Source organism: Thauera sp. JM12B12, from assembly GCF_039614725.1.
Lineage (GTDB): Bacteria > Pseudomonadota > Gammaproteobacteria > Burkholderiales > Rhodocyclaceae > Thauera.
The window spans coordinates 3684419-3707459 of record NZ_CP154859.1; the positions used below are offsets into that span (position 1 = coordinate 3684419).

A 23041-nucleotide genomic window follows, 5' to 3' on the forward strand; every position below is an offset into this window, starting at 1 on the left:
ATCTGGAGACCACCAGGACGCGCCCATGCCCACACCTCCCAGCCACACCGCCGCCGGCTCGTTCGCCGGACTGGACCTGCTTTCGTCGGCGGTCGTCCTCGTGGACGGACGGCTGGCGATCCGCTACATCAACCCCGGCGCCGAGAACCTGTTCGCAGCCAGCCAGCGCAAGCTGCTCGGCCAGCCGCTCGCGCGGCTGCTCGGCAATCCGCCCGGACTGGGCGCCGCGCTCGACAATGCGCTGCGCACCAACTGGAGCTACACCGGCCAGGACATCACCGTCAGCCGCAGCGACGCCGACCCGATCCGGCTCGACTGCACGGTGACGCCGGTCGACGCCGCCGGCGTGCGCCTGCTCCTCGAGTTCCGCCCGATCGACGCCCAGCTGCGCGTCGCACGCGAGGAGCAGCTGCTGCACCAGCAGCAGGCCAACCGCGAGCTGATCCGCAATCTGGCGCACGAGATCAAGAACCCGCTCGGGGGCATCCGTGGCTCGGCGCAGCTACTGCAGCACGAGCTCGACGACCCGCAGCTGCGCGAGTTCACCGATGTCATCATCGCCGAAGCCGACCGCCTGCAGGACCTGATGAACCGGCTGCTGAGCTCGCACTGCACGATGCGGCCGGCCGCGCTCAACATCCACGACGTGCTCGAGCGGGTGCGCCGCCTGATCCTTGCCGAGTTTCCCGCGCTCGACATCCGCCGCGACTACGACCTCAGCCTGCCCGAGCTCACCGCCGACCGCGAGCAGCTCATCCAGGCGGTGCTCAACATCGTCCGCAACGCGGCCCAGGCGCTCGACGGCCGCGGCGAGATCCGCCTGCGCAGCCGCATTGCGCGTCAGGTCACCCTCGCCAAGAGACGTTTCAAGCTGGCACTGGAATTGCAAGTGATCGACAACGGCCCCGGCATTCCGGAGGAGATCCGCGACCGGATCTTCTATCCGCTGGTCTCGGGGCGGGATGGCGGCAGCGGCCTCGGCCTCTCGCTCGCCCAGAGCTTCATCGAGCAACACCAGGGCATGATCGAGGTGGACAGCCGTCCCGGCCACACCTGTTTCACGATCCTGCTGCCGATTTCCGACCGCGTCTGAGCACACCCGCAACCGCAGCGCGGGAGCGGGCCCGCATGTCACGACGCACCACATTAGTGCATTCAAGAGAACCATGAACGACGTCTGGATCATCGATGACGACCGCTCCATCCGCTGGGTGCTCGAAAAGGCCCTCAGCCGCGAGGGGATCAATCACGCCAGCTTCAGTTCGGCCAGCGACGCGCTCGCCGAGCTCGAGCGCTCGCCCAAACCGCCGGCAGTGCTGCTGTCCGACATCCGCATGCCCGGCGAGTCCGGACTCGACCTGCTGCACAAGGTGAAGGCCAGCCATCCGCAGCTCCCGGTCATCATCATGACGGCCTATTCCGACCTCGACAGCGCGGTATCCGCGTTTCAGGGCGGCGCCTTCGAGTACCTGCCCAAGCCGTTCGACGTGGACCAGGCGGTCGCGCTCGTGAGGCGGGCGCTGGAGCAAGGTGCGCACCAGAACGGTGCAAGCGAGGAGGCGACCCTTGCCCCCGAGATCCTCGGCCAGGCACCGGCGATGCAGGAGGTGTTTCGCGCCATCGGCCGCCTGGCGCATTCGCACGCCACCGTGCTGATCAACGGCGAATCGGGCAGCGGCAAGGAGCTCGTCGCGCGCGCCCTGCACCGCCACAGCCCGCGCCGTGACGCGCCCTTCATCGCCATCAACACCGCGGCCATCCCGCGCGACCTGCTCGAATCCGAGCTCTTCGGCCATGAGCGTGGCGCCTTCACCGGTGCGGCGACCCAGCGCCGCGGCCGTTTCGAGCAGGCCGACGGCGGCACCCTGTTCCTGGACGAGATCGGCGACATGCCCGCCGAGCTGCAGACCCGGCTGCTGCGCGTGCTCTCCGATGGCCACTTCTACCGCGTCGGTGGCCAGCAGCCGATCCGCGCCAACGTGCGCGTGATCGCCGCCACCCACCAGGACCTGGAGGAGCGCGTGCGCCAGGGCCTGTTCCGCGAGGACCTCTTCCACCGCCTCAACGTCATCCGCCTGCGCCTGCCGCCGCTGCGCGAGCGGCGCGAGGACATCCCGCTGCTGGTGCGCCACTTCCTGCAGAAGAGCGCGCAGGAGCTCGGCGTCGAGCGCAAGCGCATCTCGGATGCGGCACTCGAGTACCTGCAGAGCCAGCCCTTCCCCGGCAACGTGCGCCAGCTCGAGAACCTGTGCCACTGGCTCACCGTGATGGCGCCGGCGCAGGTGGTCGAGGTGGCCGATCTGCCACCGGAGATTCGAGACCAGCCCGGGCGCGAAGCCCCGACGAGCTGGATCGAGGGCCTCGGCGTCGAGGCCGACCGCCTGATTGCAGCCAGTCCCGGCGAGGTCTTCGATCGCCTCACCCGTGACTTCGAGCGCACGCTGATCCGGCGCGCCCTCGCCGCAACCGGCGGGCGCCGGATCGAGGCCGCGCAACTGCTCGGCATCGGTCGCAACACGATCAGCCGCAAGATCCAGGACCTCGGCATGGACGAAGGGCGGACCAGCGACGAACAGGAACACTGAACGACGCGCCGCCCGCCTGCGTCGGGCACGAAGACTGCAGACCGCCCACCTGCGGGGCCGGCGCGCACCTTGCCGGTGCGTCGGGATGGCGGATAATGCGGGTTTTCGTGCCTGCCCGAACCCTGCCCGTGCCAACGACGCCCCCCCTTCCGGACCTCGCTTCACCGTCTTCGACCGCTGCACGCACGACCGCGGTGATCGATGCGCTCGGTCCGCTGGCACGCGACTTCGCCATCGACTGGGTGGCGGAATGCGCCTCGACGAACACCACCCTGCTCGACGCCCCGCCCCACGACGAAAACCGCCTCCACGTCCTCGTCGCCGACCGCCAGACGGCCGGGCGCGGCCGTCGTGGCCGGCAATGGTTGTCCTGGGACGGCGCCAGCCTCACCTTTTCGGTACTGTGGCACTTCCCGCCCGGTGCGGCGGCACCCGCCGGGCTCTCGCTTGTCGCTGGGCTCGCGCTCGCACGCGCACTCGAGCGGCTCGGCGTGGCGGGGCTGCAACTCAAGTGGCCCAATGACGTCCTGGTGCACGGAGACAAGCTCGCCGGCATCCTGATCGACCTGCTGTCGGGACGTGGCCGAAGGCCGGCCGCGGTCATCGGCATCGGGCTCAACCTGCGCCTCCCGGAGCACGCGGCGATTCCGGCGCAGACCGGCGTCACTGACCTCGCCCACGCGCTCGAGGCACCGCAGCCCGCGCCCGCGCTCATCCTCGCCGCCATCCTCGCCGAACTGCATCGCCTGCTCGACACCTTCGCCGTCGCCGGCTTCCCGGCGCTGCGCGGTGCCTGGGAGCAACGCAACGCCTTCGCCGAGCTGCCGGTGTGCATCAGCGGCGAGAAGGAGACGCGCCATGGCCTGTGTGCGGGCGTGGACGACGACGGCGCGCTGCTGTTGCGTACCGCCAACGGTATCGAACGCATCCTGGCGGGCGACGTTTCGCTGCGACCGCTCGCGGAGGGCGGCAGATGATCCTGCTCATCGATGCCGGCAATACCCGCGTCAAGTGGCGGGTGGTGAGCACGACCAGCGCGCTGCAGGCAGTCGATGAAGGCGCGCTCGCCCATGACGAGCTCGGCGCGCTCACCGTGGTGCGGCAACGCCACCCCGGCCTGCGGCGCGCGCTCGGCTGCAACGTCGCCGGCGCCCTGATCGCCGAACGGCTCGAAGCGGCCTGCGCCGGCCTCGGCCTCGAGTGGCTGGTGCCTGGCGCGGCCCTCGCGGGCGTGCGCAATCACTACGCTGCTCCGGCCCAGCTCGGCGCCGACCGCTGGGCTGCGCTCATCGGCGCGCGTGCGCTGCACCCGCATGCCTGCCTGGTCGTGACTGCCGGCACGGCGACCACCGTCGACCTGCTGTCGTCGGGCGGGGATTTCCTCGGCGGCCTCATCGTGCCGGGGGTGGACCTGATGCTGGAGTCGCTCGCGCGCGGGACGGCCCGGCTGCCGCTCGCCGATGGCCACTTCAGCCTGCAGCCACGGTGCACGGTCGACGCGATCCGCTCTGGATGCCTGCAAGCCCAGGCGGGTGCCGTCGAGCGCATGTTCCGCCAGATCGCAGGCGAAGCGCGGGTCACCTGCCTGCTCGGCGGCGGCGCCGCGGACAGCTTCGCAGACCTGCTCGAGATCCCCGTGCGCCGGGTGGACAACCTGGTGCTCACCGGACTCGGCGCGATCGCCGCGCTGCCCGCAGCCGTCTGACACCGATCACATCAAACGAGGGAGATAACAACATGGAAGCCACCCGCATCCTGCTCGACGCCGCCGATATTCCCACCCACTGGTACAACGTCGCTGCCGACCTGCCGAGCCCGCTCGCCCCGCCGCTGGGCCCCGACGGCAAGCCGGCCACCCCGGAGCAGATGGGCGCGATCTTCCCCGGCGCGATCCTCGAGCAGGAGATGAGCACCCAGCGCTGGATAACGATCCCCGACGAAGTGCGCGAGATCTACCGCCTGTGGCGGCCCAGCCCGCTGGTGCGCGCGGTGCGCCTGGAGCAGGCGCTGGGCACGCCGGCGAAGATCTTCTTCAAGTACGAGGGCGTGTCGCCCGCCGGCTCGCACAAGCCCAACTCCGCCGTGCCGCAGGCCTTCTACAACAAGCAGGCCGGCATCAAGCGGCTGACCACCGAGACCGGCGCCGGCCAGTGGGGCTCGTCGATCGCCTTCGCCGGCCAGATGTTCGGGCTCGAGGTGCGCGTCTACATGGTCAAGGTCAGCTACGAGCAGAAGCCATACCGCCGCCTGATGATGCAGACCTGGGGGGCGGAAGTCTTCGCCAGCCCGTCGAAACTCACCGAGACCGGCCGCCGCCTGCTCGCCGAGGATCCCGACAACCAGGGCTCGCTCGGCATCGCGATCTCGGAGGCGGTGGAGGAGGCTGCCGGGCGCGCCGACACCAACTACACCCTTGGCTCGGTGCTCAACCACGTCGTGCTGCACCAGAGCATCATCGGCCTGGAGGCCAAGAAGCAGTTCGACAAGATCGGACTTTACCCCGACGTGGTCATCGGCCCCTGCGGCGGCGGCTCGAGCTTCGCGGGCATCGCCTTCCCCTTCCTCGCCGACAAGGCCGCGGGCGACAAGCGTGCCGACGGCCTGCGCTGCGTCGCGGTGGAGCCGACCTCCTGCCCGACGCTGACCAAGGGCGAGTTCGCCTACGACTATGGCGACGCCTCCGGCTTCACGCCGCTGATGAAGATGTACACGCTCGGCCACGACTTCATGCCGCCGGGCATCCACGCCGGCGGCCTGCGCTACCACGGGGATTCGCCGCTGGTGTCGCAGCTGCTTCACGAAGGCCTGATCGAGGCGTCCGCGGTCGCGCAGCTCGCCACCTTCGAGGCCGGCGTGCAGTTCGCGCGTGCCGAGGGCGTCGTCCCGGCGCCCGAGTCCTGCCACGCCATCCGCCAGGCGATCGACGAGGCCCTCAAATGCAAGGCTACCGGCGAGGCGAAGACCATCCTCTTCAATCTCACCGGCCATGGCCACTTCGACATGAGCTCTTACGAGCGCTACTTCTCGGGCAAGCTGGAGAACTACGACTACCCGGCCGAAGCCGTGGCCGCCTCGCTCGCACACCTGCCGAAGGTCGGCTGAAGCGGGCCGTGCGCGCCCCGCGGCCGGCGAGGCCGGGGGGCCTGCCGGCCGCCTTCAGCCCCGATTGCGGATCGACTAAGCTGGACTCATGACGACCATGCGCTTCCTGATCATCCTCCTGCTAGTGCTCAATGCGCTCGCCTTCGCTGCCATCAGTGGCTGGCTGGGCGAGGCGCCGGGCGGGGGCGAGCCGGGGCGCATTGCCGCGCAACTCGACCCCGAGCGCATCCGCCTGGCGCGTGAGCTCGCGGCTGGCAGCGGCCTGTCCGCACCCCCCGTCGCCCCGACTCCTGCGCTGCCCGTGCCTGCGCTCGCTGCGCCCGCACCTGCGGAACCCGAAGTGGTCGCAAGCGCCGACATGGCCGACGCGCCCCCTGACGCGCCGGAGGGAGCCACGGGCGTGGACGCCGGGCCAGCCGAAGCGGACGACGCACGCTCACCCGCGCCCGCGCCGGCCCAGACCTCGGACGCAGACGAGGCAGTGCGCGCCGAAAGCGCCGAAGGCCCGCCGCCGGACGCGGCGACGCCTACGGAGGCCGAACCGGCCAGCGCGGAGAACGCCGCCGCGCCCGCCGACACGACCGGGCCGCCACCGGTTTGCCTGGCCTGGGCCAACCTCAGCGCAGACCACGCCGATCGCATCAGCCAGCGCCTGCGCAGGATCGGCGTCACCCCGGTGCGCGTGCGCACCGAGACGCCCGATTCGTGGTGGGTGCGCATCCCGCCTCAGCGTTCCCGCGCCGAGGCCGAGCGGCGCGTCGTCGAACTCAATCTGCTCGGCGTCACCGACACCTTCATCGTCCAGGAGTCGGGCCCGACCCAGCACGCGGTGTCGCTTGGCGTGTTCAAGACCGAGGCGCGCGCGCGCGTGCTGCTCGGTCAGTTGCGGGAAAAGGGCGTCAGCGGCGCCGGCATCGAGCCGCGCATGGCAACGACGTATCGTATCCAGGCCACCTTGCCGGCGAACGAAGTGCGCGCCGTCGAGTCGGCCGCTCCCGGCCTGCGAGGCAAGCGCCAGGCCTGCACCCCACGCTGAAGATATCGAGTTCCGATGCGAGCACGCCCCCAACGTCCCTACATTGTCGGTCTCACCGGCGGCATCGGCAGCGGCAAGAGCGCCGCGGCCGATCATTTCGAATCCCTCGGCGCCAGCGTCGTCGACACCGACCGCATCGCCCATGAGCTCACCGCCCCGGGCGGGGCGGCGATCGGCGCGATCCGCAGCGCGTTCGGCGCCGCAATGATTGCATCCGACGGCAGCCTCGATCGCGGCGCGATGCGGACGCTCGCCTTCGAACGGCCCGAGGCACGCCGGCAGCTCGAGTCCATCCTGCACCCGATGATCGGCGACGAGAGCGCGCGCCGATGCAGCGCGGCGCAGGGCGCCTATGTGATCCTCGCGGTGCCGCTCCTCATCGAATCGGGCACCTACCACGAGCGTTGCGATCGCATCTGCGTGGTCGATTGCCCCGAGGCGCTGCAGGTGACCCGAGTTCGGGCGCGCAGCGCGCTTGCCGAGGATCAGATCCGCGCCATCATGGCGGCGCAGGCCAGCCGCAGCCAGCGCCTCGCCGCGGCCGACGACGTCATCGACAACAGCGGAGACCTTTCCGCCCTGCGCGCCCAGGTCGAACACCTCCATGCAGCCTATGTGGAGGCGGCGCGCACGCATGCCACGTCGTGCGCGCCCGGAGGCCTTGCGGAGTCGTGAAACGGGTGCTGTGCTATCATCGCCCGGACTCGAAAAGGCACGATAATTGCGGACCCCTGTGCGGTGATTAGCTACGAATATCCTCTCAACGAGCGCATCCGCACGCTGCTGCGTCTGGAGGATCTTTTCGTGAAGATCGCCCATTTCAGCGCCGCAGATGCGCCGCAGGATCATCACGTCGCCCTGCTCACCATCTTCGAGACGCTCGAGGTCGCCAGCCGGGCCGACCTCAAGGTGGACCTGGTGCAGGAACTCGAGCGCCAGCGCCAGATCCTGATGTCCTTTCGCAACAACCCCGAGATCTCCGAAGAAGCCCTCGCCGGCGCCCTTTACGAGATCGAGCAGGCCTCGGCCGGGCTGCTGGCCATGGCGGGCAAGATCGGGCAGTACCTGCGCGAGAACGAATGGCTGATGAGCATCCGCAGCCGCGCGGCGATTCCGGGCGGCGTCTGCCAGTTCGACCTGCCGTCCTATCACTACTGGCTCAACCGCGAGCCCGACCTGCGCCGCCGCGATCTCGACGGCTGGATCCATCCCATGGCGCCCATCCGCGACGGCATCGAGATCGTGCTGCGCCTGCTGCGCGCGAGCGGCCGGCCGGAACCTCAACTCGCACGCAGCGGCGCCTTCCAGCTGACCATGGCCGGACGCACCGCGCAGATGCTGCGCGTGCGACTGGCCCAGGCGGAAACGGTGGTGCCCGAGATCAGCGCCAACAAGTACGCCCTCAACGTAAGGTTCATGCTGCCCGAGACCGTCGCCCGTCCCCGCCTGGCCGAGCGCGACGTCGCCTTCGAGCTGACCTTCTGCAGCCTGTGAGCGTGCCATGAACGACAAGGTTCGCATGGTGAGCTGCCCCACCTGCGGCAAGCCCGTGGCCTGGCAGGTCGAGAGCCGCTGGCGGCCGTTCTGTTCGGCACGCTGCCGGCAGATCGACCTCGGCGCCTGGGCGTCCGAGGCCTACCGGGTGCCGACCTCGCCGCCCGATGCCCCGCTCGACGACATCGACTTCCAGCCCCCGGGGCTCGGCGAGGGTCGCCGCCGCTGATCATCCGCGGTTGCCGCCCTCGCATCGCGGCGCCCGCGGCTGCGCGAGCCGGCGCGCCCTCCTGCTACCAGACGCCGCGGATCGCGGCGATTCCATGCGCTCCGGCCTCGCGGGCACGCTCCATGTCGGCTTCCACCAGCCCGCCGAGGGCGAAGATCGGCATCGGCAAGCCTTCGGCCAATGCGGCGAAGGCTTGCCAGCCCAGGGCCGGCTGGCCAGGATGGGTCGCGGTAGGCTGAACGGGCCCGAGCAGTGCATAGTCCAGACCGAGTTCCGCGCAGCGTTCGAGCTCCGCGCGAGCGTGACAGGACGCCCCCACCCACTCGAAATCGGGGCGCGCCACCGCCTCGGCGAGCATTCGCGCACTGAGATGTACGCCATCGGCACCCAGTTCGCGCGCAAGCGCGGTGTCGCCATTGATGAGGAGAAGACCCCGATGGGTGCGGACGCGCGCCAGCGCCTCGCGGGCGAAGCGCGCACGCTCGGCAGCGTCGAGGAGCGCCTCGCGCACCTGCACCAAGCGCAGCCCGCGCGCGAGCGCCGAGTCGAGGGCGGCGAGTTGCGCGTCCACGCCGACGCTTGCCGCCCGCGTGATGCCCATCAGCCGCGGCAGGCGCAAGGCCTTGAGGATGGGCCCGTTGGCAGGGAGCATCGGCTGGCAGGCAGGGCCATCGGGCCTCACCCAGGCGAGCGCACTATGCACCCTGTCGTCGAGTTCGCCCTCCCACGAGGCGACCTCGAAGAAGTGCAGGCGCACATGCGCGTGCTCGTACGCATGCTCGCGCCTCAGCCACGGTCGTAGCCCGGTCACCCGGATGCCGAGCTCCTCGTCGAGCTCCCGACACAGGGCCTGTGCCGGCGTCTCGCCCGCTTCGACCTTGCCACCCGGAAACTCCCAATAACCCGCATAGACCGTGTCGGCCGCACGCTGGCCGAGCAGGTAAGTGCCGTCCGGGCGCAGCAACACGCCGGCGGCGACATCGACCTCCTTGCGCGTCATCGCCCGTCGTCCTCGAGGCGTCCGGCATGGTCGCGGGCGAACTGCCAGGCGACGCGCCCGGAGCGCGAACCGCGCATCAGTGCCCACTGCAGTGCGTCCTGGCGGGCGGCATCGATCTCTTCCCCGCTCGCCCCGAAGGTTCGCAGCCAGTGCGCGACGATGTCGAGGTACTCGTCCTGGCTGAAGGGATAGAACGAAAGCCACAGGCCGAAGCGCTCGGACAGCGAGATCTTCTCCTCCACCGCCTCGCCCGGGTGCAGCTCGCCATCGACGTGGCGGGTCTGGAGGTTTTCGTCGTGGTACTCCGGCATGAGGTGGCGGCGGTTGGAGGTGGCGTAGATCAGCACGTTGTCCGACATCGCCGACACCGAGCCGTCGAGCACGCTCTTCAGGGCCTTGTAGGCATCCTCGCCCTCCTCGAAGGAGAGATCGTCGCAGAACAGGATGAAGCGCTCCGGCCGGTCGGCCACGAGCTCGACGATCTCGGGCAGGTCGACGAGATCGGTCTTGTCCACCTCGATCAGACGCAGGCCTTGGGCCGAGTACTCGCTGAGCAGCGCCTTGACCAACGACGACTTGCCCGTGCCGCGCGCGCCGGTGAGCAGGACGTTGTTGGCCCGTCGGCCGGCGATGAACTGGCGCGTGTTGCGGTCGATGCGCGCCTTCTGGTCGTCGACGTCCTGGATGTCGGCAAGGGTGATGCGGTGCGGGGCGAGCACCGGTCGCAGCGCCACGCGCCCGTTCCTGCGCTGCCAGCGGAAGGCGACGGCGGCCTCCCAGTCGGGCGGCGACACCGGCCCGGGCAGCAGGGTTTCGAGGCGCTCGAGCACGCGCTCGGCGCGAGCCAGAAGGTCAGCGAGTTCAGTCGTCATGTCGGTGTCCGTTGTCCGGATCCTCGGATCTGTCGGGTGGGCGGCGCTGCACCAGGACTACGAGCAGCAGCAGGGCCAGCGCGACGATGAGCTCGATGAAGATGAGCCACACGGCCTTCTCCGGCTGCCAGCGAGGGCCCGGTATACTGGCGGCAAAGCAATCCGAGTTCAACCGATGTCGCCGATGCGCCCCGCTCCCCGCCCTCTCCTCACCGTCGGCCTGCTCGCCGCTCTGCTGCTCGGCGCCTGCGCGCACCCGCCCGGCGCACCCCGCGTCGAGGCTGACGGTACCTGCCCCGCTGCGCAGCCCTGTCCGTCCTGCCCGCCTTGCCCGGGACAACCGCCCACGGCGGCCACCGAGCCCGCCGCACCGCCATTGCGGGCGAGCAGCTGGCTCGCCGTGACCGGCTGGCCGCAGGATGACGCCGCCGCTGCATGGCCCGCCTTTCGCGCATCGTGTTCGGTGCTCGCGCGCCAGTCCGCGTGGAAGCCCGCCTGTGATCGCGCCAGCCGGCTTGGCACAGCCCCGGCAGGCGCGGCCGTGCGGCAGTTCTTCGAGGCCGAGTTCACGCCGTGGCAGCTCACGAATGCCGACGGAACGACGCAGGGCCTGGTCACCGGCTACTACGAACCACTGATCCGCGGCAGCCGCACGCGGTCTGCGCGCAGCGCCTGGCCGATCCACGGCGTCCCCAAGGACATGCTCACCATCGAGCTCGGCGACGTCTATCCCGAACTCAAGAGCCTGCGCCTGCGCGGGCGGCTGGTGGGCAACAAGGTCGTGCCCTACTGGAACCGTCAGCAGCTCGGCGAGCGCGCCGAGGCGGTACCCGCCCCGGTGCTGCTGTGGGCGGACGACCCGATCGAGCTCTTCTTCCTCCAGGTCCAGGGTTCCGGCCGCGTTCAGCTGCCCGATGGACGGACGGTGCGCATCGGTTATGCCGACCAGAACGGACACCCCTATCAGTCGATCGGGCGCTGGCTGGTTGCGCAGGGCGAACTCCCTCTCGAGAAAGCCTCGATGGACGGCATCAAGCGCTGGGCACAGGAGAATCCCGCCCGCCTGCAGGAGATGCTGAATGCGAATCCGAGCTATGTGTTCTTTCGCGAGCTGCCCGCAGCGGATGGCGGCCCGGTGGGAGCGCTCGGCGTGCCGCTGAGCGCAGGGCGCAGCATCGCCGTGGATCCGCGTTACGTACCACTTGGCGCGCCGGTCTTCCTGTCGACCACCCAGCCCTTGAGCACCACGCCACTAAATAGACTGATGATGGCCCAGGACACGGGCGGCGCAATCAAGGGCGTGGTGAGGGCGGACTTCTTCTGGGGCTTCGGCGAGGATGCGGGCCGCGAAGCGGGCCGCATGCGTCAGCAGGGAAGCATGTGGGTACTGCTGCCGAAGGGGATGACCCCGCCTCCACCTCGCTGAGCGGCAGATCATGGGGCCCCAAGAGACGCGTGGCGACGGCGGGTGGCCGTCGCCACGGCGTCGCGCACTCAGGGCTTGACTGCTGCCAGCGCTTTCTCGAGCTCGGCGCGGGGCACGTAGCCACCGATGCGGGTGCCGTCGGCCAGGAAGATGGTCGGGGTGCCGTTGATGCGCAGGCTTTGCCCAAGCTCCACGTTGCGCGCGACCGTTGCCGTGTCACAGCTGGCGGTAGCCGGAGTCTTGCCGTTGATCACCCAATCGGTCCAGGCCTTGCCCTGATCCTTGGCGCACCAGATGTTGTCAGACTTGGTGCGCGAATCTTCGCTGAGGATGGGATAAAGGAAGGTATAGACGGTGATGTCGTCCATCTCCGCCAGCTCCTTGCCGAGACGCTTGCAGTAGCCGCAGTTGGGGTCCTCGAAGGTTGCGATCACGCGCGTGCCCTTGCCCTTGACCAACTTGACCGCCTGATCGAGCGGCAGCTTGGAGAAATCGATCGCAGACAGCTGGTTCATCCGCAGCTGGGTCACGTCACGGCGCGTGGCGGTGTCGATGATGCTGCCGTCGATGATGAAGCTGTTCTTGACGTCGGTATAAACAAGCTGGCCGTTCTTCAGAACGACCTCATAGAGGCCGCCATACTCGGTACGCTTGACCGACTCGACCGCAGGCGCGCCGATGAAGGCCTCCATGCTCTTCTTGACCTCTGCTTCGTCGGCGTGTGCAAGCGTGACCGCCCCAAGCGCAAGCATGACGCTCAGCGGACGGACGAAGGAGGGGACGGGTAAGACGTTCATCGGGTTCTCCACATGTTTCAGAAACGGCCGTTGGCCGCGTAGCGCACAAGCGCGTCCTTTACGACCGGTAGATGCCCGACCAGGTTCATTCCCAGATTCCGCAGCATGGCAAGAGCAGGATCATGACGGCCGAAGAGCCGATTGAGTGCATGCGTGGTGTATTGCAGGAGAAACGGTTCCTCCGCACGCATCCGCGCGTAACGCCTCAACACCGCCAGATCGCCGACGTCACACCACCCAGGCAGCGCGCCGAGCACCTCGGCAAGCGCCTGCGCATCCTGAAAACCAAGATTGATGCCATGCCCGGAGAGCGGATGGATCGCGTGGGCCGCATCACCGATCAACGCGACACGCGGCCGCACGATCTCATCCACCCGCATCAAGCGCAGCGGGAACGCCGCACGCTCACCAAGGAGCTCCAGCCGTCCGAGGGCCCGCGCACCCGCCGCATCAACCCGAGCACAGAACGCATCTGGCTCGAGCGCAAGCAGTTCGTCGGCGAGCGCATCAGGCGCCGACCAGACCATCGAAATCGCATCGCCGGCAAGGGGCAGCCACGCAAGCACGCCATCTTCCCGGAACCATTGGAATGCAACACCCCGGTGCGGCCGCTCACAGGCAAAGTTCGCCACTACACCCCGCTCCCCATAGGGCGTCACCTTGGACGCAATACCGGCGCGCGCGCGCACCCAGGACTCGCGCCCGTCTGCCGCGACCACGAGGGCAGCTTCCAGCGCGCGGCCGTCGGCAAGACGAAGGCTGGCCCCAGCCGCGGCGACCTCGAGGCTAGCCGGCATCGCCGGGCAGAACAGCGTGACGTTGTGCTGGCGCCTGAGGCTTTCCCAGAGCTCCATGTGAACAAGGCTAGATTCACCGATCCACGCGAGCTCCGGAAGACCGCTGTCGTAGGCCGAAAACGATAGCTCCCCACCCGCATCGCCGCGGATGCGCATCTCGGACACGGGGCACAGGCGCTGCGGATCGAGGTGCGACCACACGCCGAGTTCGTTCAGGAAGCGCGCGCTCGCAGGACTGTAGGCGTAGATGCGCGCGTCCCAGCCGTGAGGTCGGCGGGGGGCCGCATGCTCGACCAGCGCGATGCGCAGCGCGCTGCGGCGAAGCGCCACCGCGAGCGCAGCGCCAGCGAGGCCACCGCCGACGATAATGAGGTCGAATTTCATGACGCTCCACGGGAGAATCGATACGACAGCCGATTGTGCCCGAGGGGCGCTGGCGCGTCACCCTGGCGTTCGAGCGCGGGCCCCGAAAAAGCGAACGCCCCGCACATTGGACATGTACGGGGCGTTGTATGGGGTTAGTCTGACGATGACCTACTTTCACGAGGGCGGACCTCACTATCATCGGCGCATGTGCGTTTCACGGTCCTGTTCGGGAAGGGAAGGGGTGGTTCCACACGGCTATGGTCGTCAGACTTTGACTTGTTCTCTGCGTTGATTTGCAGAGCAAAGATTGGAAGAAGTGAGTTGTGTGATTGTCTGGATTGCGTGTTTTGGCAACCAGAGAGTCGAGTTCGTTTTGTTTTGAAGGTTATAGGATCAAGCCACACGGGCAATTAGTACCGGTTAGCTGAACGTGTTGCCACGCTTACACACCCGGCCTATCAACGTTGTGGTCTTCAACGACCCTTCAGGGGGCTCGAGGCCCCGGGGAAGTCTCATCTTGAGGCGAGTTTCCCGCTTAGATGCTTTCAGCGGTTATCTCTTCCGCACATAGCTACCCGGCGATGCGACTGGCGTCACAACCGGTACACCAGGGGTGCGTCCACTCCGGTCCTCTCGTACTAGGAGCAGGCCCTCTCAAACTTCCAGCGCCCACGGCAGATAGGGACCAAACTGTCTCACGACGTTTTAAACCCAGCTCACGTACCACTTTAAATGGCGAACAGCCATACCCTTGGGACCGGCTACAGCCCCAGGATGTGATGAGCCGACATCGAGGTGCCAAACTCCGCCGTCGATGTGAACTCTTGGGCGGAATCAGCCTGTTATCCCCAGAGTACCTTTTATCCGTTGAGCGATGGCCCTTCCATACAGAACCACCGGATCACTATGACCTGCTTTCGCACCTGCTCGACGTGTGGGTCTCGCAGTCAAGCCACCTTTTGCCATTGCACTATCAGTACGATGTCCGACCGTACCTAGGTGACCTTCGTACTCCTCCGTTACCTTTTGGGAGGAGACCGCCCCAGTCAAACTGCCCACCATGCACGGTCCCCGACCTGGATTCACAGGCCTGGGTTAGAACCTCGACGACACCAGGGTGGTATTTCAAGGATGGCTCCACCAGAACTAGCGTCCTGGCTTCATAGCCTCCCACCTATCCTACACAAGTCCCGTCAAAGTCCAATGCAAAGCTACAGTAAAGGTTCATGGGGTCTTTCCGTCTAGCCGCGGGGAGATTGCATCTTCACAAACATTTCAACTTCGCTGAGTCTCAGGAGGAGACAGTGTGGCCATCGTTACGCCATTCGTGCAGGTCGGAACTTACCCGACAAGGAATTTCGCTACCTTAGGACCGTTATAGTTACGGCCGCCGTTTACCGGGGCTTCGATCAAGAGCTTGCACCCCATCACTTAACCTTCCGGCACCGGGCAGGCGTCACACCCTATACGTCCACTTTCGTGTTTGCAGAGTGCTGTGTTTTTAATAAACAGTCGCAGCCACCGATTCTCTGCGACCCCGTTCCGCTCCGGCCGCGAGGGCCTTCACGTACCAGGGGCATACCTTCTCCCGAAGTTACGGTATCAATTTGCCGAGTTCCTTCTCCTGAGTTCTCTCAAGCGCCTTGGTATTCTCTACCAGCCCACCTGTGTCGGTTTGCGGTACGGTCACTCTATGACTGAAGCTTAGAGGCTTTTCCTGGAAGCTGGGTATCACTCACTTCGGATCCGAGGATCCTCGTCATCACGCCTCATCTAAGCCACGCGGATTTGCCTACGCAGCACGACTACACGCTTAAACCACCTATTCCAACAGATGGCCGAGCTAACCTTCTCCGTCCCCCCATCGCATCATAGAGCGGTACAGGAATATTGACCTGTTTCCCATCGACTACGCATTTCTGCCTCGCCTTAGGGGCCGACTCACCCTGCGCCGATGAACGTTGCGCAGGAAACCTTGGGCTTACGGCGAGGGTGCTTTTCACACCCTTTATCGCTACTCATGTCAGCATTCGCACTTCCGATACCTCCAGCATCCCTTACGAGACACCTTCGCAGGCTTACGGAACGCTCCCCTACCACGTGTCAAAGACACATCCGCAGCTTCGGTTCATGGCTTGAGCCCCGTTACATCTTCCGCGCAGGACGACTCGACTAGTGAGCTATTACGCTTTCTTTAAAGGGTGGCTGCTTCTAAGCCAACCTCCTAGCTGTCTATGCCTTCCCACCTCGTTTGCCACTTAGCCATGCATTTGGGACCTTAGCTGGCGGTCTGGGTTGTTTCCCTCTTGACACCGGACGTTAGCACCCGATGTCTGTCTGCCGTATATCACTTTGCGGTATTCGGAGTTTGCTATCGCGGGGTAGATCGCAATGACCCCCCCAACGATTACAGTGCTCTACCCCCGCAAGTGTCCGTACGACGCACTACCTAAATAGTTTTCGGGGAGAACCAGCTATTTCCGGATTTGTTTAGCCTTTCACCCCTATCCACAGCTCATCCCCTAACTTTTCAACGTTAGTGGGTTCGGACCTCCAGTACCTGTTACGGCACCTTCATCCTGGCCATGGATAGATCATCCGGTTTCGGGTCTACGCCCAGCAACTCTGACGCCCTTATCAGACTCGCTTTCGCTACGCCTCCCCTACTCGGTTAAGCTCGCTACTGAACGTAAGTCGCTGACCCATTATACAAAAGGTACGCAGTCACCCCTTACGAGGCTCCCACTGTTTGTATGCATGCGGTTTCAGGATCTATTTCACTCCCCTCCCGGGGTTCTTTTCGCCTTTCCCTCACGGTACTGGTTCACTATCGGTCGATCACGAGTATTTAGCCTTGGAGGATGGTCCCCCCATCTTCAGACAGGATTTCTCGTGTCCCGCCCTACTTGTCGCACGCTCAGACCCGCCACCGGCTTTTCGCATACGGGACTATCACCCTGTATCGTCGGACTTTCCAGACCGTTTTGCTAAGCTGATGGTTTAGTCGTGCAGGCTGCTCCGCGTTCGCTCGCCACTACTTGCGGAATCTCGGTTGATTTCTGTTCCTCGAGCTACTTAGATGTTTCAGTTCGCTCGGTTCGCCTCCTCAGACCTATGTATTCAGTCTGGGATACCCCTTGCGGGGTGGGTTTCCCCATTCGGACATCGTGGGATCAAAGCTCTATTGCCAGCTCCCCCACGCTTTTCGCAGGCTTACACGTCCTTCATCGCCTGTGATCGCCAAGGCATCCACCACATGCACTTAGTCGCTTGATCCTATAACCTTGGACCCTCTCCGATGTTGCCATCTCGAAGGCCCGCGTACAGGAACGAACTCGTTTGTGCGATCAAGACTGTGCTGACTACGCAGCCTTGATCAATGCAATCACACAACTTGCAGTACGCACCGGCTCGGTACGTACTACACTTCTTCCACTTTGTTAAAGAGCGAACCTCTACACCCGGCAACCGAAGCTGCCGACCAAGAAGTAAGAGATACCGCCATCGCAACCGATGCCCGCCATCTCTTACTTCTCGAACCTGTTCCCTGGACAGTACTGGTGGAGCTGGTCGGGATCGAACCGACGACCTACGGCTTGCAAAGCCGCCGCTCTCCCAGCTGAGCTACAGCCCCATACTGCTTCGAGCAACCAATTGATTGGTGGGTCTGGTTGGGTTCGAACCAACGACCCCCGCCTTATCAAGACGGTGCTCTAACCAGCTGAGCTACAGACCCTCTCATCCGAGGCTCTTCGCCTGAACAACCGATAAGTTGTGGATACTTGGCCGTCGATGGCCTGTTCTCTTGAAAGGAGGTGATCCAGCCGCACCTTCCGATACGGCTACCTTGTTACGACTTCACCCCAGTCATGAATCTCACCGTGGTAAGCGCCCTCCCGAAGGTTAAGCTACCTACTTCTGGTGAAACCCACTCCCATGGTGTGACGGGCGGTGTGTACAAGACCCGGGAACGTATTCACCGCAGCATGCTGATCTGCGATTACTAGCGATTCCGACTTCACGTAGTCGAGTTGCAGACTACGATCCGGACTACGATCGGCTTTAAGGGATTGGCTCCACCTCGCGGCTTGGCAACCCTCTGTACCGACCATTGTATGACGTGTGAAGCCCTACCCATAAGGGCCATGAGGACTTGACGTCATCCCCACCTTCCTCCGGTTTGTCACCGGCAGTCTCACTAGAGTGCCCAACCAAATGATGGCAACTAGTGACAAGGGTTGCGCTCGTTGCGGGACTTAACCCAACATCTCACGACACGAGCTGACGACAGCCATGCAGCACCTGTGTTCTGGCTCCCGAAGGCACCCTCGCCTCTCAGCAAGGTTCCAGACATGTCAAGGGTAGGTAAGGTTTTTCGCGTTGCATCGAATTAATCCACATCATCCACCGCTTGTGCGGGTCCCCGTCAATTCCTTTGAGTTTTAACCTTGCGGCCGTACTCCCCAGGCGGTCGACTTCACGCGTTAGCTGCGTCACTCAGTGCATTGCTGCTCCGAACGACTAGTCGACATCGTTTAGGGCGTGGACTACCAGGGTATCTAATCCTGTTTGCTCCCCACGCTTTCGTGCATGAGCGTCAGTACAGGCCCAGGGGGCTGCCTTCGCCATCGGTGTTCCTCCTGATATCTACGCATTTCACTGCTACACCAGGAATTCCACCCCCCTCTGCCGTACTCTAGCCTTGCAGTCACAAACGCAGTTCCCAGGTTAAGCCCGGGGATTTCACATCTGTCTTACAAAACCGCCTGCGCACGCTTTACGCCCAGTAATTCCGATTAACGCTCGCACCCTACGTATTACCGCGGCTGCTGGCACGTAGTTAGCCGGTGCTTCTTAGTCCGGTACCGTCATCCACACGCTATGTTAGAGCGTGCGATTTCTTCCCGGCCGAAAGAGCTTTACAACCCGAAGGCCTTCTTCACTCACGCGGCATGGCTGGATCAGGCTTGCGCCCATTGTCCAAAATTCCCCACTGCTGCCTCCCGTAGGAGTCTGGGCCGTGTCTCAGTCCCAGTGTGGCGGATCATCCTCTCAGACCCGCTACGGATCGTCGCCTAGGTGGGCCTTTACCCCACCTACTAGCTAATCCGACATCGGCCGCTCCAATCGCGCGAGGTCCGAAGATCCCCCGCTTTCTCCCTCAGGACGTATGCGGTATTAGCGTAGCTTTCGCTACGTTATCCCCCACGACATGGGCACGTTCCGATGCATTACTCACCCGTTCGCCACTCGCCGGCAGGCCGAAGCCCCCGCTGCCGTTCGACTTGCATGTGTAAAGCATGCCGCCAGCGTTCAATCTGAGCCAGGATCAAACTCTTAAGTTCAATCCAGCAAAGTACTCAAAATACTGACTTTAATCAGCATGAGCACCAATCATTGTGAAACCAGTCGCCAAAGCGACTCGACCACAACAACCAAGCACCCACACTTATCGGTTGTTCAATTTTTTAAAGAACCGCTGCATTCGCTGCAGCAGAGAAGCGAGATTATGATCAGCTATCCAACCACTGTCAAGCATCTTGCGAATCTTTTTTTACCGCCGCCCCGGAACAAACCCGAAACGCTGACCCGCACAACACCCGCCTCGCTTCTCCCTCCACCGCCGCCTCGCCTTCCGAAGAACCGCTGCAGCGCTGAAGAGGTGCGCATTATAGACACCCAAAAAACAACGTCAACAACAAAAAACAACAAAGATACTTATGCAGACATTCGCCCCATGAAAGCAAGGCCGAACCACCGAACGCTCAATACATCCCTGGCGCGGCGGCGTAGTTCTCGAAGCGCGTGTTCTCCCCGATGAAAGTCAGGCGCACGGTGCCGGTCGGGCCGTTACGATGCTTGCCGATAATCAGCTCTGCGGTGCCCTTGTCCGGAGAGTCCGGGTTGTAGACCTCATCTCGGTAGATGAACATGATGATGTCCGCGTCCTGCTCGATGGCGCCCGACTCGCGCAGGTCGGACATCACCGGCCGCTTGTTGGGGCGCTGCTCGAGGCTGCGGTTGAGCTGGGACAGAGCAATGATCGGCACGTGCAATTCCTTGGCGAGCGACTTCACCGAACGGGAGATCTCCGACAGCTCGGACGCCCGGTTGTCGCCCTCGCGCGTACCGCTCATCAGCTGCAGGTAGTCGATCACGATCAGGCCGAGCTTTCCGCACTGCCGCGCCAGACGGCGCGCACGGGCGCGCAGGTCGATCGGATTGAGCCCGGGCGTCTCGTCGATGAAGAGTGGCGCGTCGTAGAGCTTGCCCATCGCCATGGTCAGGCGCTGCCAGTCGTCGTCGGTGAGGCGCCCGCTGCGGATCTTCTGCATGTCGATGCGCCCGACCGACGAGATGAAGCGCGTCGCCAGCTGCGTACCCGGCATTTCCATCGAGAAGATAGCCACCGGCAGGCGCTGCTCGATCGCGATGTGCTCGGCGAGATTGAGCGCAAACGTCGTCTTGCCCATCGCCGGACGGCCGGCGACGATGATCATGTCCGAGGGCTGAAGCCCCGAGGTCTTTTCGTCGAGATCGACCAGACCGGTCGGCACGCCGGTCACCTCGGACGGGTTGTCGCGGTCGTAGAGCTCCTGCACACGGTCGACCACCTGCTTCAGGATCGGCTGGATCGACACGAAGCCGCTGGCATGGCGCGCGCCCGCCTCGGCGATCTCGAACACCTTGGCCTCGGCCTCGTCGAGCAAGGCCTTCGCATCCTTGCCCGAAGGACTCAGCGCGCTTGCCGCGATCTCGTCGCCCACCGCGACCAGCTTGCGCAGGATCGCGCGCTCGCGAACGATCTCCGCATAACGCCGGATGTTCGCGGCCGACGGGGTATTGTTGGCGATCTCGGCGATATAGGCGAGCCCACCGGCCTGCTCGGCCTCGCCGTTCTTCTCCAGGGACTCGAACACGGTGACGACGTCGGCAGGACGCCCCTGGTCGACCAGCTTGGTGATGTGGCGGTAGATGCGGCGATGATCGTCTCGATAGAAGTCCGCCTCATTCACCAGATCGGCGATGCGCTCCCAGGCCTGGTTGTCGAGCAGGATGCCGCCGATCAACGACTGCTCGGCCTCCAGCGAATGCGGCGGGAGCTTGATCTGCGCGAGCTGCGGATCGGCGGGAAAGTCGGGGAAGCGGGAAGAAGCGGAACTCATCGGGCGCACCATGGGGGCGGGGACGGACATTGTAGCGAGCCGGACGAAGCGCCAAGGCAAGGCGCTCGGAATGCCGGGAAGCAAAAAGGGCTGCACGCGGCAGCCCTTTTCGATGATTCGCGTGCAGCAGCCGCGATTACTGCTCGGCGGCCACCACGACGGTGATGTTCGCGAGCACGTCGGCGTGCAGCGACACTTCGAGCTGAGTCTCGCCAACCTGCTTGAGCGGGCCTTCCGGCATGCGGATCGCGGAACGCTCGATATCGAAGCCCTTGGCGGCGAGCGCCTCGGCGACGTCGGCGTTACCGACCGAGCCGAACAGACGACCGTCCATGCCGGCCTTGCGGGCGACTTCGACGCTGACGCCTTCCAGCTTGCCGGCCAGCTCCTGGGCAGCAGCCAGCTTTTCGGCCTGCGCGCGCTCGAGCTCGGCGCGGCGCGCTTCGAACTCGGCCAGGTTGGCCTGGGTCGCGCGCTTGGCCTTGCCTTGCGGGATCAGAAAGTTGCGGGCGTAGCCGTCCTTGACCTTGACCACGTCGCCGAGGCCGCCGAGGTTAACCACCTTCTCGAGAAGAATGATCTGCATGTTTCCGTTCTCCTCTTACTGGTGCAGGTCGGTGTAGGGCATCAGGGCCAGGAAGCGGGCGCGCTTGACGGCGACCGACAGCTGACGCTGGTAACCGGCCTTGGTGCCGGTGATGCGCGCCGGCATGATCTTGGCGTTCTCGGTGATGAAGTCCTTCAGCACGTCGACGTCCTTGTAGTCGACTTCCTCGACCTTCTCCGCGGTGAAGCGGCAGAACTTGCGACGCTTGAACAGACCACGACCGCCACGGTCGTCCTTCTTCTTGAACTTGGATTTGGGCTTGAAGGCCATTTCAGTTTCCTTCGAGAAATTCGATTGTGTTCAGATGCAGAACCGGGGTTCGACTGCGCAGGCTCTTCGCGGCCAGGAATCCGGTGGCGCGCAATGCGCTGCCCGGAACCGCCGCGGCCAGCACCGCCGCCAGATCGCCCAACGCCACCGCCTGCAGTTCCACCGAAACATCGCGGGTCAGACCCGCTTCGAGCTGTTTCGATTCGTGTGCCAGCACGCAGTTGGCAACAGGGATTCCGGCAGGGGTTCGACGCAGCGGCAGCACTTCGGCCACGCGCGCATCGAGGCGCAGTTCGTTCAGACCCGGCTCAGGCAACTCAGGCGGCAGCCGCTTCGCTGTCGGCCGGCTTGGCGTCGTCGGAGCCGATGTTCATCGAGCGCGACTTCTCTTCCTTCATCATCGGCGAAGGCGTGGTGACGGCCTTCTTCATCTTGATGGTGAGGTGGCGCAGCACGGCGTCGTTGAACTTGAACGAGTGCTCGAGTTCGGCCAGCGTCTCGCCGTCGCACTCGATGTTCATCAGCACGTAGTGGGCCTTGTGCACCTTCTGGATCGGATAGGCCATCTGGCGGCGACCCCAGTCTTCCAGGCGGTGGATCTGGCCGTTGCGGCTGGTCACGATGGACTTGTAGCGCTCGACCATCGCCGGCACCTGCTCGGACTGATCCGGGTGCACGATGAATACGATTTCATAATGTCGCATGCAAACTCCTTGCGGTTGGTTGTTGCAGCCCCCCGGCATGCGTTCCGGTGGAGCAAGGGAAGCCCGGCAGTGTAACAAGAAAGTCCGAAGAATCAAAGGACAGTCGCGCGCGAACCACCGCGGCGCAGTTACAAAAGCCTGCTTACACTCTGCGACTGGGGCGGGCTGCGGCGCTCGCCTAGTATCGAAGCCGCAAGGCCGATGCCCTGCAACAACATCAACGAGGCAGACCATGAACACGACCCTGACCCGCAAGCTCGTCACCGCCCTGCTCTGCGGCGGGATTCTTGCCGCCGCCGCGCCTGCCGCTCACGCCGACCGGGACGACCGCGGCCCGCGCTGGGGCCATCACAAGCATCACTACAAGCACGATCACCGCTATCGCCGCCACTGGGACGAGCGCACCGTGTATCGCGAGAAGGTGATCATCCGCGAACGCCCGCGCTACTACCGCGAACCGGAGATCCACCATCATTACTACGAGCGCCCCTACCGCTCGTACAGCTACAGCCGGTCGCCGGCCGTTGTGATCGGCGTGGATATTCCGCCGCTGGTGATCCCGCTGCGCTGAGGCGCGGCGCCGATGACGC

21 protein-coding genes, 2 tRNA genes and 3 rRNA genes are annotated in these 23041 nt (G+C 64.9%); 11 read left to right on the forward strand and 15 right to left on the reverse strand.

Going from position 1 to position 23041, the window contains the following annotated elements:
* Window positions 1-25 precede the first annotated feature (25 nt).
* From glnL to AAG895_RS16775, 9 genes are all read left to right on the forward strand, one after another.
* A complete protein-coding gene (glnL, locus tag AAG895_RS16735) occupies window positions 26-1093 on the forward strand; it encodes a nitrogen regulation protein NR(II) (protein ID WP_345793116.1) in 1068 nt (355 codons plus the stop codon).
* A gap of 73 nt (window positions 1094-1166) precedes the next feature.
* Window positions 1167-2585, forward strand: coding sequence for a nitrogen regulation protein NR(I) (gene ntrC / locus AAG895_RS16740; RefSeq protein ID WP_345793117.1), 1419 nt, complete (start codon window positions 1167-1169; stop codon window positions 2583-2585).
* Window positions 2586-2779: 194 nt separating this feature from the next.
* The gene (locus tag AAG895_RS16745; protein WP_345795319.1) at window positions 2780-3562 is read left to right on the forward strand and encodes a biotin--[acetyl-CoA-carboxylase] ligase; all 783 of its coding nucleotides are present in this window, start codon (window positions 2780-2782) and stop codon (window positions 3560-3562) included.
* The gene (locus tag AAG895_RS16750; protein WP_345793118.1) at window positions 3559-4290 is read left to right on the forward strand and encodes a type III pantothenate kinase; all 732 of its coding nucleotides are present in this window, start codon (window positions 3559-3561) and stop codon (window positions 4288-4290) included. The genes AAG895_RS16745 and AAG895_RS16750 overlap by 4 nt, the downstream gene beginning before the upstream one ends.
* 32 nt (window positions 4291-4322) lie before the next feature.
* The gene (locus AAG895_RS16755) at window positions 4323-5687 is read left to right on the forward strand and encodes a TrpB-like pyridoxal phosphate-dependent enzyme (RefSeq protein ID WP_345793119.1); all 1365 of its coding nucleotides are present in this window, start codon (window positions 4323-4325) and stop codon (window positions 5685-5687) included.
* A gap of 88 nt (window positions 5688-5775) precedes the next feature.
* The gene (locus AAG895_RS16760) at window positions 5776-6723 is read left to right on the forward strand and encodes an SPOR domain-containing protein (RefSeq protein ID WP_345793120.1); all 948 of its coding nucleotides are present in this window, start codon (window positions 5776-5778) and stop codon (window positions 6721-6723) included.
* 15 nt (window positions 6724-6738) lie between these two features.
* On the forward strand, window positions 6739-7398 hold the full coding sequence (coaE, locus tag AAG895_RS16765; protein WP_345793121.1) for a dephospho-CoA kinase: 660 nt from the start codon (window positions 6739-6741) through the stop codon (window positions 7396-7398).
* Between the two features lie 63 nt (window positions 7399-7461).
* The gene (gene zapD / locus AAG895_RS16770; protein WP_345793122.1) at window positions 7462-8217 is read left to right on the forward strand and encodes a cell division protein ZapD; all 756 of its coding nucleotides are present in this window, start codon (window positions 7462-7464) and stop codon (window positions 8215-8217) included.
* A 7-nt stretch (window positions 8218-8224) separates the two neighbouring features.
* Window positions 8225-8446 (forward strand): DNA gyrase inhibitor YacG, encoded by a 222-nt coding sequence (locus AAG895_RS16775; RefSeq protein WP_345793123.1) that lies wholly within the window; start codon window positions 8225-8227, stop codon window positions 8444-8446.
* Between the two features lie 64 nt (window positions 8447-8510).
* Here the strand turns inward: AAG895_RS16775 and AAG895_RS16780 are convergent, their stop codons facing one another.
* Genes AAG895_RS16780 through AAG895_RS16790 form a run of 3 tightly spaced genes read right to left on the reverse strand, consistent with a single transcriptional unit; the run spans window position 8511 to window position 10430 of the window.
* Entirely contained in the window at window positions 8511-9446 is a 936-nt protein-coding gene (locus AAG895_RS16780; RefSeq protein ID WP_345793124.1) for a Nudix family hydrolase, read from the reverse strand.
* Window positions 9443-10318 carry an ATP-binding protein gene (locus AAG895_RS16785; RefSeq protein WP_345793125.1) on the reverse strand — a complete coding sequence of 292 codons (876 nt, stop codon included), beginning with the start codon at window positions 10316-10318 and terminating at the stop codon, window positions 9443-9445. Before AAG895_RS16785 ends, AAG895_RS16780 begins: the two co-directional genes overlap by 4 nt.
* Window positions 10308-10430 (reverse strand): hypothetical protein, encoded by a 123-nt coding sequence (locus tag AAG895_RS16790; RefSeq protein ID WP_345793126.1) that lies wholly within the window; start codon window positions 10428-10430, stop codon window positions 10308-10310. The genes AAG895_RS16785 and AAG895_RS16790 overlap by 11 nt, the downstream gene beginning before the upstream one ends.
* A gap of 63 nt (window positions 10431-10493) precedes the next feature.
* Here AAG895_RS16790 and AAG895_RS16795 point away from each other — a divergent pair, with 63 nt between their 5' ends.
* Entirely contained in the window at window positions 10494-11744 is a 1251-nt protein-coding gene (locus tag AAG895_RS16795) for a murein transglycosylase A (protein ID WP_345793127.1), read from the forward strand.
* A 68-nt stretch (window positions 11745-11812) separates the two neighbouring features.
* On the opposite strand, the gene AAG895_RS16800 is transcribed toward AAG895_RS16795, so the two are convergent.
* The 12 genes from AAG895_RS16800 to rpsF all read right to left on the reverse strand — a co-directional run bounded on the left by AAG895_RS16800 (window position 11813) and on the right by rpsF (window position 22451).
* Window positions 11813-12541 carry a DsbC family protein gene (locus AAG895_RS16800; protein ID WP_345793128.1) on the reverse strand — a complete coding sequence of 243 codons (729 nt, stop codon included), beginning with the start codon at window positions 12539-12541 and terminating at the stop codon, window positions 11813-11815.
* Between the two features lie 17 nt (window positions 12542-12558).
* On the reverse strand, window positions 12559-13722 hold the full coding sequence (locus tag AAG895_RS16805; RefSeq protein WP_345793129.1) for a UbiH/UbiF family hydroxylase: 1164 nt from the start codon (window positions 13720-13722) through the stop codon (window positions 12559-12561).
* Window positions 13723-13859: 137 nt separating this feature from the next.
* A 5S ribosomal RNA gene (gene rrf / locus AAG895_RS16810) occupies window positions 13860-13973 on the reverse strand.
* A 120-nt stretch (window positions 13974-14093) separates the two neighbouring features.
* Window positions 14094-16980, reverse strand: a 23S ribosomal RNA gene (locus AAG895_RS16815).
* A 282-nt stretch (window positions 16981-17262) separates the two neighbouring features.
* A tRNA-Ala gene (locus tag AAG895_RS16820) sits at window positions 17263-17338 on the reverse strand.
* Window positions 17339-17363: 25 nt separating this feature from the next.
* Window positions 17364-17440, reverse strand: a tRNA-Ile gene (locus tag AAG895_RS16825).
* 72 nt (window positions 17441-17512) lie between these two features.
* Window positions 17513-19049 (reverse strand): 16S ribosomal RNA (locus AAG895_RS16830).
* Together the 16S, 23S and 5S rRNA genes with 2 tRNA genes alongside form the textbook arrangement of a ribosomal RNA operon.
* 420 nt (window positions 19050-19469) lie before the next feature.
* A complete protein-coding gene (gene dnaB / locus AAG895_RS16835) occupies window positions 19470-20870 on the reverse strand; it encodes a replicative DNA helicase (protein ID WP_345793130.1) in 1401 nt (466 codons plus the stop codon).
* A gap of 136 nt (window positions 20871-21006) precedes the next feature.
* The gene (gene rplI / locus AAG895_RS16840) at window positions 21007-21456 is read right to left on the reverse strand and encodes a 50S ribosomal protein L9 (RefSeq protein ID WP_345793131.1); all 450 of its coding nucleotides are present in this window, start codon (window positions 21454-21456) and stop codon (window positions 21007-21009) included.
* Window positions 21457-21471: 15 nt separating this feature from the next.
* Window positions 21472-21747, reverse strand: a complete 276-nt coding sequence (rpsR, locus tag AAG895_RS16845; protein WP_133590273.1) for a 30S ribosomal protein S18 — start codon at window positions 21745-21747, stop codon at window positions 21472-21474.
* Window position 21748: 1 nt separating this feature from the next.
* Window positions 21749-22063, reverse strand: a complete 315-nt coding sequence (priB, locus tag AAG895_RS16850; protein ID WP_345793132.1) for a primosomal replication protein N — start codon at window positions 22061-22063, stop codon at window positions 21749-21751.
* A gap of 1 nt (window position 22064) precedes the next feature.
* On the reverse strand, window positions 22065-22451 hold the full coding sequence (rpsF, locus tag AAG895_RS16855; protein ID WP_345793133.1) for a 30S ribosomal protein S6: 387 nt from the start codon (window positions 22449-22451) through the stop codon (window positions 22065-22067).
* Between the two features lie 232 nt (window positions 22452-22683).
* Between rpsF and AAG895_RS16860 the strand changes: the two genes are divergently transcribed.
* Entirely contained in the window at window positions 22684-23022 is a 339-nt protein-coding gene (locus AAG895_RS16860; protein ID WP_345793134.1) for a hypothetical protein, read from the forward strand.
* Window positions 23023-23041 lie beyond the last annotated feature (19 nt).